The sequence below is a fragment of the Legionella waltersii genome (assembly GCF_001468085.1).
Lineage (GTDB): Bacteria > Pseudomonadota > Gammaproteobacteria > Legionellales > Legionellaceae > Legionella > Legionella waltersii.
In genome coordinates this window covers 1-15,261 of sequence record NZ_LNZB01000016.1, presented here as the reverse complement: position 1 = coordinate 15,261, position 15,261 = coordinate 1, and the positions used below count along the sequence as shown (strand labels likewise).

Below are 15,261 nucleotides of genomic sequence, written 5' to 3'. Positions count from 1 at the left end.
CTGTTAATGTTGTCTTACCATGATCTACGTGACCGATGGTTCCCACATTAACGTGTGGCTTCTTACGTTCAAATTTTTCCTTCGCCATGTCAATAACCTCTTTAACTTTTATTGTTTCTTAATAATTGCTTCTGCTATATTTGTAGGTGCTTCAGCATACTTAGAAAATTCCATTGTGTAAGTAGCTCTTCCTTGTGTTGCAGAACGCAAATCTGTTGAGTAACCGAACATTTCTGCTAGTGGTACTTCTGCCCTTACAATCTTTCCCGCTGGGGAATCTTCCATGCCCTGAACCAATCCTCTGCGTCTGTTAAGGTCACCCATAACATCGCCCATATAATCTTCAGGTGTTACGACTTCTACGCTCATTATGGGTTCTAACAGAACTGGTTTCGCTTTTAAAGCACCTTGCTTAAAGCATTGTGAACCGGCAATTTTGAACGCCATTTCGCTTGAATCCACTTCGTGGAACGATCCATCAAACAAGGTTACCTTTACATCAACAACTGGGTATCCAGCAATTACACCATTTTGCATTTGTTCTTGGATACCCTTGTCAACCGCTGGGATGTATTCCTTTGGGATTACACCACCAACAATAGCATTTATAAATTCATAGCCTTTACCTGGCTCTTGTGGTTCAATTTTCAACCACACGTGTCCATATTGACCACGTCCGCCAGATTGTCTTACAAATTTGCCTTCTTGTTCGATAGATTGCTTTAATGTTTCGCGATAGGCTACTTGTGGTTTACCTACATTTGCTTCAACATTAAATTCTCTTTTCATCCGATCAACAATAATCTCTAAGTGTAGTTCTCCCATACCCTCGATAATTGTTTGACCTGACTCTTCATCTGTATGCACACGAAATGAAGGATCTTCTTGCGCAAGTTTACCTAAAGCAACACCCATTTTTTCTTGGTCAGCTTTAGTTCTTGGCTCAACTGCTACTGCTATTACAGGATCCGGAAAGTCCATTCGCTCTAGGATTACTATATGATTTGGATCACAAAGTGTATCACCAGTAGTTACTGTTTTCAGACCTACTGCAGCGGCGATGTCTCCAGCTCTCACTTCTTTAATTTCTTCGCGAGAGTTAGCGTGCATTTGTAGTAAACGTCCGATGCGTTCTTTCTTATCTTTAACTGAATTGTGTACGCTATCACCGCTTTTTAGAATGCCTGAATAAGCTCTAAAATAGGTAAGTGTTCCGACAAACGGGTCTGTTGCAATTTTAAACGCTAGTGCAGAGAATGGAGCATCATAGCTAGTTGCTCGGTGAGTTTCTTCTCCATACTCATCAACACCTTGAATATCAGGTATGTCTGTTGGAGAGGGTAAGTATTCAATTACACCATCCAATACTGCTTGTACACCTTTATTTTTGAAAGCGGAACCACAAAACACTGGAACAATTTTATTTGTTACCGTTAGATTGCGTAGTGCTTTTTTAATTTCAGCTTCAGTAAACTCTACACCTTCTAAATACTTTTCCATCAACTCTTCTGAGTCTTCAGCTGCTGCTTCAATAATCAACGCTCTATGTTCTTCACAGGTATCTTTCAGATCTGCTGGAATATCATGATATCTAAAGGTCATTCCTTTATTTTCTTCATCCCATTCAATCGCTTTCATTTTAATGAGGTCTATAACCCCAACAAACTCTTCTTCAGCGCCAATAGGTAACTGAACAACTACAGGGTTAGAACCTAGTCTTTGCTTGATTTGTGTGACTACTCTTAAAAAATTAGCCCCCATCCTATCCATTTTATTAACGAATACGATTCGCGGTACTCCATATTTATTTGCCTGTCGCCACACAGTTTCAGATTGTGGTTCAACGCCAGAGACAGAATCAAACACAACAATTGCACCATCCAGTACTCGTAAAGAACGCTCTACTTCAATCATGAAGTCAACGTGCCCTGGGGTATCAATAATATTGATACGATGTGGCTCAAATTGTTTGTCCATTCCTGACCAGTAACAGGTTGTTGCTGCGGACGTTATGGTTATTCCACGTTCTTGTTCTTGCACCATCCAGTCCATAGTAGCAGCACCATCATGTACCTCACCGATTTTATGAGACATGCCTGTGTAATACAGAACACGTTCAGTAGTAGTAGTTTTACCGGCATCAACGTGTGCTGCGATGCCGATATTTCTATACAGTTTCAATGGGGTAGTTGCCACGACTATCTCTCTCTTAGTTCCATCTAAAATGTGCAAATGCCTGGTTAGCTTTTGCCATTTTATGTGTATCTTCTCGTTTCTTAACTGCTGAACCCTTGCTTTCGTAAGCATCCATTAGTTCCCCAGCCAAGCGTAGCATCATACCTTTTTCACCACGTGTACGGGCGGCTTGTACTATCCAACGCATACCTAATGCTATGCTTCTGTCGTGTCTTACTTCAACAGGAACTTGGTAAGTTGCTCCACCTACTCGTCGGGAACGTACTTCAACACTAGGACGAACATTATCTAAAGCATCTTCAAAATAACGTAAGACAGATCCTGCAGCTCCACCTGAGCTAGACTCTCCACCTTCTTCATCGTTCTTTTTTACTTTTTTAACGCGCTCTTCCATAATGGACAGAGCACCGTAAATAATTTTCTCAGCAGTAGATTTCTTACCACTTACCATTAACACGTTAATAAACTTAGCTAGTAATTCGCTATGGTGCTTTGGATCAGGTAATATTTCTCGTTTTGGTACTTCACGTCTTCTTGGCATTTCAATTTCCTACAATCAGTTATTTTTTATCTTTTGGTTTTTTTGTACCATACTTAGAACGACCTTGCTTACGGTCGTTAACCCCAGATGTATCCAGACTTCCACGAACGGTATGATAGCGCACACCAGGTAAGTCCTTAACACGACCACCTCTAATTAAAACAACAGAGTGCTCTTGTAGATTATGGCCTTCACCACCAATATAGGATGTTACTTCAAATCCATTAGTCAAGCGTACACGAGCAACCTTACGCATTGCTGAGTTAGGCTTTTTGGGTGTAGTTGTATATACACGTGTACATACTCCGCGTCTTTGTGGACATGACTCAAGTGCTGGTACGTTACTTTTCTTTTTTACGTCCACACGAGGCTTTCTTACTAACTGATTAATAGTAGCCATTTGTACTTAACTCCGATCTGACACTTGTAAATATTTTGAATGCATAAAGAGGCCGGATTCTATATAGCTCCAGCGAATTTGTCAAGTTCAAATCCGCTGAAATTAAATCCATCTTATTGATCATGATGGTCTGCATTTAATGCTTCGCTTAAAGCATGCTCAACATCACTAGCTGTAACTGTGTGTGAAACCACACCTTCACCGCTTGCTGATACCCTTGCTCTCTTTGCCTTTCGCCCTTGATGGTAGGTGTATCCTGTACCAGCTGGTATTAGTCTACCTACCATTACGTTCTCTTTTAAACCACGTAATTCATCAATTTTACCGCTAACCGCTGCTTCGGTTAATACTCTAGTTGTTTCTTGGAATGACGCAGCAGAAATAAATGACTCTGTTGCCAATGATGCTTTTGTGATACCTAATAGAATTGGAGTACCTCTTGCTGTTTGTTTGCCATCAGCTATCAATCTGTCATTTTCTTGCAGCATTATGCTTTCTTCTATTTGCTCTCCAACTAGAAACTTAGAGTCACCAGCAAACGTGATTACACGCTTACGCAGCATTTGTCTAACAATCACTTCAATGTGTTTATCGTTAATTTTTACCCCTTGTAGTCGGTATACATCTTGAACTTCATTCACAATGTAGTTTGCTAATGCACCCACGCCTAACAATCGTAAGATATCATGTGGATTTAGAGCACCTTCGGCAATGATTTCACCGCGTTCCACATGTTCGCCTTCAAACACAGAGATATGTCTCCATTTTGGAATCAGCTCTTCATGACACTGATCTTCGGAAACATTAATTATTAGTCTACGCTTACCTTTTGTTTCTTTACCAAAATTTACTAAACCAGAAACTTCCGCCATTACTGCTGAGTCTTTTGGTTTACGAGCTTCAAATAAATCAGCTACTCTTGGCAGACCCCCCGTAATATCACGAGTTTTAGAACGCTCTTGAGGAATACGAGCAATAACATCGCCAATACCGACTAAGTTACCATCTTCGAAATTAACAATAGCATCTACTGGAAGGTAATATTGAGCAGGAACGTTAGTTCCAGACAAATAGATATCATCACCTTCTTTGGTTACCAATTTAACCATTGGACGTAAATCACGACCAGCAGAACTTCTTTGTTTTGCGTCAGTGATTACAATATTACTGAGTCCAGTTAACTCATCAGTTTGTCTATTCATAGTAATACCATCTATCAAATCGACAAATTTTAGATAACCAGATACTTCTGATATAACTGGGTGAGTATGAGGATCCCATGTTGCAATAATTTGTCCTGCATCAACTTTTGAATTTTCTTGAACAGAAATTACAGCTCCATAGGGTACTTTATAACGCTCTCTTTCACGACCGAATTCATCAACAATGGTGACTTCCCCAGAGCGTGAAACAGCGACTAGGTTTTTATTCTCGTGGGTTACTGTTTTAATGTTGTGTAAGCGTATAACACCTTTCGTTTTGATTTGAATATTGTTTGCAGCAGTTGCCCTGGATGCAGCACCTCCAATATGGAACGTCCGCATCGTTAACTGTGTTCCAGGCTCACCAATTGACTGTGCTGCAATAATTCCTACTGCTTCTCCAGTATTAACGAGATGACCCCTAGCAAGATCACGACCATAACATTTTGCACATAAACCATAACGAGTTTGACAAGTAATTGGTGACCGAACCATGATTTGGTCAACACCTTGCTTCTCTAATCTTTCTACCCAATCTTCATCCAGTAATGTACCTGCTTTGACTACCGGTTCATCTTGAGTTGGAATATACACATCAGCTGCGACTACTCTTCCAAGCACACGCTCATGTAGTGGCTCAACAATATCACCACCCTCAATCAAGGGTTGCATCAATATACCAGTATCTACGCCACAATCATCTTCAGTTATAACTACGTCTTGGGCAACATCCACTAGACGTCTTGTTAGATACCCTGAGTTTGCTGTTTTCAGTGCAGTATCAGCCAAACCTTTGCGAGCTCCGTGAGTAGAAATAAAGTACTGAAAAACATTAAGACCTTCGCGGAAGTTTGCAGTAATAGGTGTTTCAATAATTGATCCATCCGGAGCTGCCATCAAACCACGCATACCAGCTAGCTGTCTTATCTGTGCTGCAGAACCCCTAGCGCCAGAATCAGCCATCATGAATATTGGGTTAAATGATTCCTGTCTTACATTTTTACCTTTAGCAGTAGTCACTTCCTCTGTAGCAATCTTTGCCATCATCGATTTTGCAACTAGTTCATTGGTTCTGGACCAGATATCTATGACCTTATTGTATCTCTCTCCATTCGTTACTAAACCTGAACGGAATTGTGATTCAATTTCACGAACTTCGTTATCTGCTTGTTCAATAATAGATGCTTTATCATCAGGAATTTCCATATCCTCTATACCAATCGAGGCACCTGAACGAGTCGCATATTTAAACCCTGTATACATGAGATGATCAGCGAAAATGACCGTTTCTTTTAAACCAAATTTGCGGTAACAACCATCAATGACTTTGGAAATAACTTTCTTGGTCATGGTGCGATTAATGTATTCAAATGGCATACCCTTAGGTAAAACATCAGCAAGTATTGCGCGTCCTACTGTCGTTTCAACTAAATGAAACTGGTTGGAATCATCTTCCTTGGCCATACGAATTTTTATTTTGGCATGAATATCCAGGTGACCAGACTCATAAAAATTTTGTGCTTCTTGAGCACTGACGAATATTTTACCTTCACCTAATGCATTTACCTTTTCTCTAGTTAAGTAATACAGACCTAAAACCACGTCCTGACTTGGTACAATAATAGGTTCACCACTAGCTGGAGATAAAATGTTGTTTGTAGACATCATTAAAGATCTTGCTTCAAGCTGAGCTTCTAAAGTTAGCGGCACATGCACAGCCATTTGGTCACCATCGAAGTCAGCATTGTATGCAGTACAAACAAGAGGATGCAGTTGAATTGCCTTACCTTCAATTAATACGGGTTCAAATGCTTGAATACCGAGTCTATGTAGAGTTGGTGCTCGGTTTAACAGTATTGGATGCTCTCTGATAACATCATCTAGGATATCCCAAACTACTGATTCCTCACGTTCAACCATTTTCTTAGCCGCTTTAATTGTAGTGGCCAATCCTCGGAATTCTAATTTAGAAAAAATAAATGGTTTAAATAACTCAAGTGCCATCTTTTTTGGCAGTCCACATTGATGCAACTTAAGCGTGGGACCTACCACGATCACTGAACGACCGGAGTAATCCACCCTCTTTCCGAGAAGATTTTGACGAAAACGTCCCTGTTTACCTTTAATCATATCAGCTAATGATTTAAGCGGACGTTTATTAGTACCGGTGATTGCCCGGCCCCGTCTACCATTATCCAAGAGCGCATCAACTGACTCTTGTAGCATACGTTTTTCATTTCGTACGATAATGTCGGGAGCGTTTAAATCTAATAACCGCTTTAAACGATTATTTCTATTAATAACACGTCTATACAAATCATTAAGATCAGATGTAGCAAATCGTCCACCATCTAATGGAACCAATGGTCTTAAATCAGGTGGAAGAACTGGCAACACATCCATGATCATCCATTCAGGTTTATTTCCAGAATCAAAGAACGCTTCGAGCAGTTTTAATCGCTTCGTTATTTTCTTAACTTTCGTCTCTGAATTGGTTGTTGGAAGCTCTTCTCTTAACCTACTGATTTCGTCATCAAGATCAATTTGTCTCAGTAAATCACGAATCGCTTCAGCACCCATTCTCGCATCAAATTCGTCACCATATTGCTCCATGGCATCAAGATAGGCTTCGTCATTTAATAGCTGGCCTCTTTCAAGCTCAGTCATGCCGGGGTCGACAACCACAAATGCTTCAAAATACAGAACGCGTTCAATGTCTCTTAAAGTCATATCCAGTAATAAACCTATTCTGGATGGTAGTGATTTTAAGAACCAAATATGCGCTACAGGACTCGCTAATTCAATATGCCCCATACGCTCGCGTCTAACTTTTGCCAACGCAAGTTCAACTCCGCATTTTTCACAAATTACTCCGCGGTGTTTTAAACGTTTATACTTACCGCATAAGCATTCGTAATCTTTCACTGGACCAAATGTTTTAGCACAAAATAAGCCATCTCTTTCTGGCTTAAATGTACGATAATTTATAGTCTCTGGTTTTTTGACTTCGCCATAAGACCAGGATCGAATTAGCTCTGGTGAGGCCAAAGCAATTTTTATCGCGTCAAACTCTTCAGTTTGACCTTGTTGTTTAAGGATACCTAGTAGATCACTCATTACTGGTGCTTTCTTTATCGGGTCGTTGCTTAGAGTAGCCAAGTCTATGCCTCCAAAAATTGGGTTAATCAGTATGTTTCGTTGAAGAGTTATTCATGCTCTAACTCTATATCAATCCCAAGAGCTCTGATTTCCTTCAACAGTACGTTGAATGACTCAGGCATTCCTGGGTCCATACGATGATCTCCATCGACAATATTTTTATAGATCTTTGTTCGACCTCCAACATCATCCGATTTAACCGTCAACATTTCTTGTAATGTGTATGCTGCACCATACGCTTCAAGTGCCCATACTTCCATCTCTCCAAAGCGCTGACCACCGAATTGTGCTTTACCGCCTAATGGTTGTTGAGTTACTAAGCTGTATGAACCTGTAGATCGTGCGTGCATTTTATCATCAACCAGGTGATTTAATTTCAGCATATACATGTAGCCTACAGTTACAGGGTTATCAAATTTATTACCAGTTCTTCCATCTATCAGTGTCATTTTTCCATCAGATGGCATTCCTGACAACTGTAACATTCCTTTTATTTCTTCTTCAGAGGCCCCATCAAAAACTGGTGTTGCCATGGGCACACCCTGCTTTAAATTGTCAGCTAGGACTAATAGCTCATCATCATTTAAACTCTTAAGATGAACTCTCTGTACCCCATCATGATTGTAAATTTTTTCCAGGAATGTTCTTACTTCAGAAGCTGATTTCTTTTCTTCTAAAAGTTGAGCAATTTTATTACCCAATCCTTTAGCTGCTAATCCCAAATGAGTCTCAAGTACTTGACCAATATTCATACGAGAAGGAACGCCAAGTGGGTTTAACACGATATCTACTGGTGTTCCATCTTCCATATGGGGCATGTCTTCAACAGGCACGACTATGGATATTACCCCTTTATTACCATGTCGACCCGCCATCTTATCACCGGGTTGTATTCTTCTCTTAACAGCAAGATAGACCTTCACAATCTTTAATACCCCTGGTGCTAAATCATCACCCTGAATAATTTTCTTGCGGCTATCATTAAAGCGCTTTTCCATCTCTTTCGTTAAAAGATCCAACTGCTTTGATAACTGCTCTAGCTGTTGGCTTAAGTTATCATCCTCTAAACGGATATCAAACCATTTTTCTCTATCAATTTTATTCAAGTATTCTTCTGTAATTTTACTACCTGGCTTTAGGCTAGAAGGGCCGCCAGTTGCCACTTTATCCTGAATTAAATTCATAACTCGGTGGTATATGTCTTCTTCTCTAATACGGCGCTCATCAATCAAGTCTTTCCGTACACGTGCTAAATGCTCTTCTTCAATACTTTTAGCACGGGCATCTTTATCTAGACCATCGCGTGTGAAAACTTGTACATCAATAACCGTACCGTTCATTCCTGAAGGAACACGTAAAGAGGAGTCCTTGACGTCTGAAGCCTTTTCACCAAAGATCGCTCGTAGTAATTTTTCTTCTGGCGTAAGTTGAGTTTCGCCTTTAGGTGTTACTTTTCCTACAAGGATATCACCAGCCTTTACCTCTGCTCCAATATATACGACACCTGATTCATCAAGATTTGATAATGCTGATTCGCCGACGTTAGGAATATCTGCTGTAATTTCTTCTGTACCTAATTTGGTGTCCCTTGCAATACAAGTCAACTCTTCAATATGGATTGTTGTAAATCTATCGTCATGAACAATACGCTCAGAAATTAGAATCGAATCCTCAAAGTTGTATCCGTTCCATGGCATAAAGGCAACCAATAGATTTTGTCCCAAAGCAAGCTCACCCATGTCTGTGCATGGACCATCTGCTAGAACATCACCTCTTTGTATTCTATCGCCGGTTGTAACAATAGGTCTTTGATTAATACAAGTATCTTGGTTTGAGCGGAAGTATTTTGTAAGGTTATAGATATCGACCCCAGCTTCGCCAGCTGTTGTTTCATCATCATTTACTCGTACAACAATACGTGAGGCATCAACTATGTCAATTACACCTCCACGTTTAGCAACTACTGATACGCCTGAATCGGATGCTACAATCCTCTCCATTCCCGTTCCAACCAATGGCTTTTCGGATCTTAGAGTAGGTACTGCTTGACGCTGCATGTTCGAGCCCATTAGAGCTCGGTTCGCGTCATCATGCTCAAGGAAAGGAATCAACGAAGCAGCTACAGAAACAATTTGCTTCGGTGACACATCCATATAATTGATTTTATCTGGAGTTGTTAATGAAAATTCATTTTGATGGCGGCAGGGTACTAAATCAGCGAGTATATTACCCTTCGCATCAAGAGCTACACTTGATTGAGCGATGTATTGATCAACTTCTTCGATAGCTGATAAATATTCAACTTCATCAGTTACTCGTCCATTGACAACTTTTCTACAAGGTGTCTCAATGAAGCCGTAATCATTTGTTCTTGCATACACTGAAAGTGAGTTAATTAGACCAATATTCGGGCCTTCTGGTGTTTCAATTGGACATACTCGACCATAGTGTGTTGTATGAACGTCACGAACTTCAAACCCTGCACGCTCACGAGTTAAGCCACCTGGGCCTAATGCAGAAACACGACGTTTGTGAGTTACGCCAGAGAGTGGGTTAACCTGATCCATAAATTGAGATAATTGGCTGGATCCAAAAAATTCTTTTATCGCTGCTGAAACTGGTTTTGCATTGATGAGATCTTGTGGCATTAAGCTTTCTGATTCTACTAAGCTTAATCGTTCCTTCACAGCTCTTTCAACACGAACTAGTCCAACTCTAAATTGGTTTTCAGTCATCTCGCCAACACTACGTACGCGTCGGTTGCCCAAGTGATCGATATCATCGACCATACCGATACCATTTCTGATATCAATCAATGTTTTAATGACTGATAATATATCTTCTTTTGTTAAAGTTCCTGGACCTTCATCACTTTTAATACCAACACGACGGTTGAATTTCATTCTTCCAACTGCAGACAGATCATAACGCTCTTCAACAAAAAATAGGTTTTTGAATAATGCCTCGGCTGCCTCTTTAGTTGGCGGCTCTCCTGGACGCATCATTCTATAAATTTCAACCAATGCCTCAAGCTGTGATGACGTTGGATCTGCTTTTAGTGTATCAGAAATGTAAGAGCCATGATCCAAGTCATTTGTATAGATCATGTCGATTTGGAAGATGCCATGATTAACAATCTCATCCAACATTTCATCAGTAATTTCATCGTTTGCCTGAGCAATAAACTCACCAGTAGAGGTATCGATAATATTCTTTGCCAAAATCTTTCCTAGCAAATAGTCTCTAGGAACAACTAAATCCTTCATTTGGCTTTTTTCCATTTGCTTGATATGTCTAGCAGTAATACGACGTCCTTGCTCTACTATTAATTCACCTGTACCAGGAACAAGAATATCAAATGAAGCAATTTCACCACGTAATCTTTGCGGAATTAGATCAATGTGATATTCACCATTTTTAACGTGGCAGTTGGTTACTTCAAAGAACTCATTTAAAATATCTTCAGCTTCATACCCTAATGCTCTTAGCAGAATAGTAACTGGTAATTTGCGTCGTCTGTCTATACGCACATAGACACAGTCTTTCGGATCAAATTCAAAATCTAGCCATGATCCACGGTAGGGAATAATGCGAGCGGAATACAGTAATTTTCCAGAAGAGTGTGTTTTGCCTTTATCGTGTTCAAATATAACCCCAGGTGATCTGTGTAGTTGTGAAACAACTACGCGCTCTGTTCCATTAACGACAAAAGTACCCACATCAGTCATTAGGGGTATTTCCCCCATAAATACATCTTGTTCTCTAATATCTTTAATTGGCTTTGGATCTTCACTAGCATCTTTATCAAAAACAACCAATCTAATTTTAACCCTTAGTGGTGCAGAATAGGTTAGTCCTCTTAATTTACATTCTCGTACATCAAATGCAGGCTCTCCCAATCTGTAACCAACATATTCTAATCTTGCATTACCTGAAAAACTATCGATAGGAAACACAGAGGAAAAGGCTGCATGTAAACCTGTGTTAAGTTGTTCACTTAACTTTGACTCAGTCTGCAAAAAATCTCTGTAGGATTTCAGTTGAATTTCAAGCAGATTTGGTATAGGCATTATATCAGTCTGCTTTCCAAAGCTTTTGCGAAATCGTTTTTTCTCAGCATGCGAATATTGAGGTTTAGCTTCTGCAACTGCCATGGTGGTTCCTCTGTAAATTAATGGTAACTTTTCAAACACGTAAACCCAGCCATGAAAACATGGCTGGGTTTAAATATACTGCGATGTCTTAATTATTTAACTTCTACTGTAGCGCCAGCTTCTTCAAGCTCTTTCTTAATGCTAGCAGCTTCATCTTTAGATACACCTTCTTTAACAGTAGCTGGTGCACCTTCAACTAGATCTTTAGCTTCTTTAAGTCCAAGACCAGTGATGTTTCTGATTGCTTTAATTACGTTGACTTTGTTTGCACCAAAACTGGTCATAACAATTGTGAACTCTGTTTGCTCTTCAGCAGCTGCAGCAGCAGAAGCAGCTGGAGCAGCTACAGCAACAGCAGCAGCCGCAGCCGAAACATTGAATTTCTCTTCCATTGCTTCTATTAACTCAACAACTTCCATTACTGACATGTTTGAAATTGTTTCTAAGATTTCATTTTTTGAAACAGCCATTACTAGCTCCTAATATTAATTTGTTTAAATGATTAACTTGGACTTCCTGCCTTCTTGTCCTTAACTGCAGCCAACGTTCTAACTAGTTTAGCGTGTGGCTCAGCTAATGTACGTACAAATTTCTCAATTGGTGCTTTCATTACATACATCAACTTAGCTATCGCTTCATCTTTGGTTGGTAAGCTAGCAACAGCGTCAATTTGATTAGCGCTGTATACTTTACCGCCTACAGATAGAGCTTTTACTTCAAGCTTTTCAAAAGTTTTAGTATATTCTTTGAGTAACCGAGCAGCGTCGCTTGGTGCATCCATTGATAGTGCTATAAACACTGGACCTACAAGTAGATCATTTAGACACTCGAACTCAGTGTTTTTAAATGCTCTTCGTGTTAGTGTGTTTCTCACAACTCTAATATAGACACCGTTTTTACGAGCTTGGCTACGCAATTGAGTCATTTGATTAACAGTTAACCCACGATAATCAGCAACTACTGCCGAAATAGCCTTGGATGCAACTGCTGTTACCTCCTCAACAACGGCTTTTTTTGCAGCTAAATTTAATGTCACGTTACTGACCTCCTAATTTGACAAACCCTAAGGATCTGACAGTTATGGTGGCCGTCTCTTTATACAGGAGCCGGTTCACCGTCTGCGCAGGAAATTAAGCTTTCGCACCTGCGGTCTTCGACGGCATGGAACCTAATCTATGCCGTGAATTCTTGAAATGGGTGAATATCTTACACAGGTATTGATGAAATATCAATAGGTAATCCAGGGCCCATTGTTGTTGAAATTGATATTTTCTTTAAGTACTGTCCTTTTGCTGATGCTGGTTTAGCCTTTTTAAGATCATTCAACAGTGCAATAATGTTTTCGAGTACATCTTCAGGTGCAAAATCAGCCTTACCAACAGAACAATGAATGATACCATTTTTATCAGTTCTATAACGCACTTGTCCTGATTTAGCATCTTTAACAGCAGATTCTACGTTAGTTGTTACTGTTCCAACCTTTGGATTAGGCATTAAACCCCTTGGACCTAAAACCTGACCTAATTGACCTACAATTCGCATCGCATCCGGTGTTGCAATAACAACGTCGAAGTTCATTTCACCAGCTTTTATTTTTTCGGCTAGATCTTCAAAACCAACAATGTCTGCTCCAGCAGCAGTTGCTTTGGCAGCATTATCACCTTGAGCAAATACAGCAACACGTACTGTTTTTCCTGTACCTTTAGGAAGATTAGTTGAAGATCGCACTACTTGATCTGATTTACGTGGATCTACACCAAGATTAACGCTTATATCTAAACTCTCACGAAACTTAGCTGAAGCGAACTGTTTCAGTAAAGTAACAGCTTCTTGCACAGTATATAAATAATTAGGTTTAACAACCTTTGCTATGTTTTTTTGCTTTTTAGTTAATTTAGACATGGTAACCCCTTATTCCAAACCTTCAACGTCAATACCCATACTACGAGCAGTACCAGCAATGCTTCTAACAGCTGCTTTAAGATCTGCTGCAGTTAAATCAGGCTCTTTCAATTTAGCAATTTCTTCTAATTTGCTGACATGAAGTTTAGCTACTTTCTTGGTATTAGGTGTACCACTTCCACTTTGTATTCCTGCAGCCTTCTTCAATAGAACTGAAGCTGGGGGTGTTTTAGTGATGAATGTAAAGCTACGGTCTGTATATACAGTGATTACAACAGGTATGGGTAGACCCTGCTCTAGCTGTTGTGTCGCCGCATTAAATGCTTTACAGAATTCCATGATGTTAACACCACGTTGACCTAAAGCTGGTCCTACTGGTGGACTTGGATTAGCTTTTCCAGCAGGAATCTGTAATTTTATATACGCTTCTACTTTTTTTGCCATGTTTACTCCTTATGGGTTAAACGCTAGTTCATTTAGAGAGACTCTAAATCATCCAGCTCCCCGGTTCACAAAATGGTTTACTTATCCTCTTTCAGATTAAGTCTTTTCAACTTGACTAAATTCAAGTTCTACTGGTGTTGATCGACCAAAAATGAGAACAGCAACTCTCAGTCTATTTTTCTCATAATTAACTTCTTCAACTACTCCATTGAAATCTACAAATGGTCCTTCCTTAACTCTGATAACCTCTCCTGGTTCGAATAGGATTTTTGGTCTTGGCTTAGTAACACCATCTTCTACTCGTTGCATAATGGCTTGAGCTTCTTTGTCAGATATCGGTGTTGGTGTTTGACTTGTACCACCGATAAAGCCAAGAACTCTTGGTATAGCTCGTACCATATGCCAAGTTTGATCATCCATAACCATATGCACAAGAACATAGCCTGGAAAGAATTTTCTTGTACTTTTTCTCTTTTGACCTGATCGCATTTCAACGACTTCTTCGGAGGGTACTACAACCTCACCTATTTTATCTTCTAGGTTATGATGCTTTGCGCGAGATTGAATTTCACGCATTACAAAATTTTCATATCCGGAATAGGCATGTACTACGTACCATTGCTTTGTCTTGAGCTCTTCCACAATATTCACCCTAAATGCGTTAACTTAGCAATTGCCCACATCATAATAGAATCTATCCCCCATAGAATAAATCCTGTTACTCCCACCATAACCATGACAATCGTAGTTGTCTGAACTGTTTCCTGCCTATTTGGCCATACTACTTTTAACAATTCCGCCTTTGCTTCCTGTGCAAATTCAAATAATTGTTTTCCTACGGTCGTCATATATGTAAACATCAACACCACGACAAACCATATTAACCAAATTAAAGCCTGAATTGGACCTGAAAAGGAATAATAATAGGTACAAAAGAAAGCCGCTGCTGTAGCAACTATAATTGCGAACCAGCAGGATAAATCTTTTAACTTACCTTGATTTTCACTTGAACTATTCATATCTACTTTGTAGTTGGCAGGCCAGGAGGGAATCGAACCCCCAACCTGCGGTTTTGGAGACCGCCACTCTGCCAATTGAGCTACTGGCCTATATTATTTGGCACAAAACCTAGTTGTCTTGTGCCAACACAGTTACCCTTTACTTACTCAATAATCTTAGCAACAACACCGGCACCTACTGTACGTCCGCCTTCTCTAATGGCAAAACGTAAGCCTTCATCCATCGCGATTGGTGCATGCAAGT

Annotated in this window: 13 protein-coding genes and 1 tRNA gene; all 14 read right to left on the bottom strand. The window is 39.9% G+C overall.

From position 1 onward, the window contains the following. The coding region (locus Lwal_RS16945; protein ID WP_080443257.1) for a GTP-binding protein at positions 1-88 on the bottom strand (88 nt) is incomplete at its 3' end. Between the two features lie 20 nt (positions 89-108). Further along, on the bottom strand, positions 109-2,307 hold the full coding sequence (fusA, locus tag Lwal_RS04815; RefSeq protein WP_231951011.1) for an elongation factor G: 2,199 nt from the start codon (positions 2,305-2,307) through the stop codon (positions 109-111). Continuing rightward, complete coding sequence (rpsG, locus tag Lwal_RS04810; protein WP_058479788.1) at positions 2,210-2,737, bottom strand: 30S ribosomal protein S7; 528 nt, start codon at positions 2,735-2,737, stop codon at positions 2,210-2,212. The genes fusA and rpsG overlap by 98 nt, the downstream gene beginning before the upstream one ends. 19 nt (positions 2,738-2,756) lie before the next feature. After that, on the bottom strand, positions 2,757-3,137 hold the full coding sequence (rpsL, locus tag Lwal_RS04805; protein ID WP_004450478.1) for a 30S ribosomal protein S12: 381 nt from the start codon (positions 3,135-3,137) through the stop codon (positions 2,757-2,759). A gap of 113 nt (positions 3,138-3,250) precedes the next feature. Then, a complete protein-coding gene (gene rpoC / locus Lwal_RS04800; protein WP_058479787.1) occupies positions 3,251-7,456 on the bottom strand; it encodes a DNA-directed RNA polymerase subunit beta' in 4,206 nt (1,401 codons plus the stop codon). An 89-nt stretch (positions 7,457-7,545) separates the two neighbouring features. Beyond that, positions 7,546-11,652 (bottom strand): DNA-directed RNA polymerase subunit beta, encoded by a 4,107-nt coding sequence (rpoB, locus tag Lwal_RS04795; protein ID WP_058479786.1) that lies wholly within the window; start codon positions 11,650-11,652, stop codon positions 7,546-7,548. A 92-nt stretch (positions 11,653-11,744) separates the two neighbouring features. Then, positions 11,745-12,122, bottom strand: a complete 378-nt coding sequence (gene rplL, locus Lwal_RS04790) for a 50S ribosomal protein L7/L12 (protein ID WP_058479785.1) — start codon at positions 12,120-12,122, stop codon at positions 11,745-11,747. A gap of 32 nt (positions 12,123-12,154) precedes the next feature. After that, a complete protein-coding gene (rplJ, locus tag Lwal_RS04785; RefSeq protein ID WP_058479784.1) occupies positions 12,155-12,688 on the bottom strand; it encodes a 50S ribosomal protein L10 in 534 nt (177 codons plus the stop codon). Positions 12,689-12,858: 170 nt separating this feature from the next. Next, positions 12,859-13,554, bottom strand: coding sequence for a 50S ribosomal protein L1 (gene rplA / locus Lwal_RS04780; protein WP_058479783.1), 696 nt, complete (start codon positions 13,552-13,554; stop codon positions 12,859-12,861). A 9-nt stretch (positions 13,555-13,563) separates the two neighbouring features. Further along, complete coding sequence (gene rplK / locus Lwal_RS04775; protein ID WP_058479782.1) at positions 13,564-13,998, bottom strand: 50S ribosomal protein L11; 435 nt, start codon at positions 13,996-13,998, stop codon at positions 13,564-13,566. Positions 13,999-14,094: 96 nt separating this feature from the next. After that, complete coding sequence (gene nusG / locus Lwal_RS04770; protein WP_193787213.1) at positions 14,095-14,643, bottom strand: transcription termination/antitermination protein NusG; 549 nt, start codon at positions 14,641-14,643, stop codon at positions 14,095-14,097. Positions 14,644-14,645: 2 nt separating this feature from the next. Continuing rightward, positions 14,646-15,017 carry a preprotein translocase subunit SecE gene (gene secE / locus Lwal_RS04765; protein WP_058479780.1) on the bottom strand — a complete coding sequence of 124 codons (372 nt, stop codon included), beginning with the start codon at positions 15,015-15,017 and terminating at the stop codon, positions 14,646-14,648. A gap of 14 nt (positions 15,018-15,031) precedes the next feature. Continuing rightward, positions 15,032-15,107: transfer RNA gene (locus Lwal_RS04760), tRNA-Trp, on the bottom strand. A gap of 53 nt (positions 15,108-15,160) precedes the next feature. Continuing rightward, positions 15,161-15,261: EF-Tu C-terminal domain-related protein (locus Lwal_RS16940; RefSeq protein WP_202972552.1), on the bottom strand; the 101-nt coding region annotated here is incomplete at its 5' end.

Coding starts and splice junctions, on each gene's coding strand:
- secE (WP_058479780.1), bottom strand. CDS start 15,017: ATGAATAGTTCAAGTGAAAATCAAGGTAAGTTAAAAGATTTATCCTGC.
- rpoC (WP_058479787.1), bottom strand. CDS start 7,456: ATGAGTGATCTACTAGGTATCCTTAAACAACAAGGTCAAACTGAAGAG.
- rplK (WP_058479782.1), bottom strand. CDS start 13,998: ATGGCAAAAAAAGTAGAAGCGTATATAAAATTACAGATTCCTGCTGGA.
- rpsG (WP_058479788.1), bottom strand. CDS start 2,737: ATGCCAAGAAGACGTGAAGTACCAAAACGAGAAATATTACCTGATCCA.
- rplA (WP_058479783.1), bottom strand. CDS start 13,554: ATGTCTAAATTAACTAAAAAGCAAAAAAACATAGCAAAGGTTGTTAAA.
- rplL (WP_058479785.1), bottom strand. CDS start 12,122: ATGGCTGTTTCAAAAAATGAAATCTTAGAAACAATTTCAAACATGTCA.
- rpoB (WP_058479786.1), bottom strand. CDS start 11,652: ATGGCAGTTGCAGAAGCTAAACCTCAATATTCGCATGCTGAGAAAAAA.
- rpsL (WP_004450478.1), bottom strand. CDS start 3,137: ATGGCTACTATTAATCAGTTAGTAAGAAAGCCTCGTGTGGACGTAAAA.
- fusA (WP_231951011.1), bottom strand. CDS start 2,307: ATGCTTACGAAAGCAAGGGTTCAGCAGTTAAGAAACGAGAAGATACAC.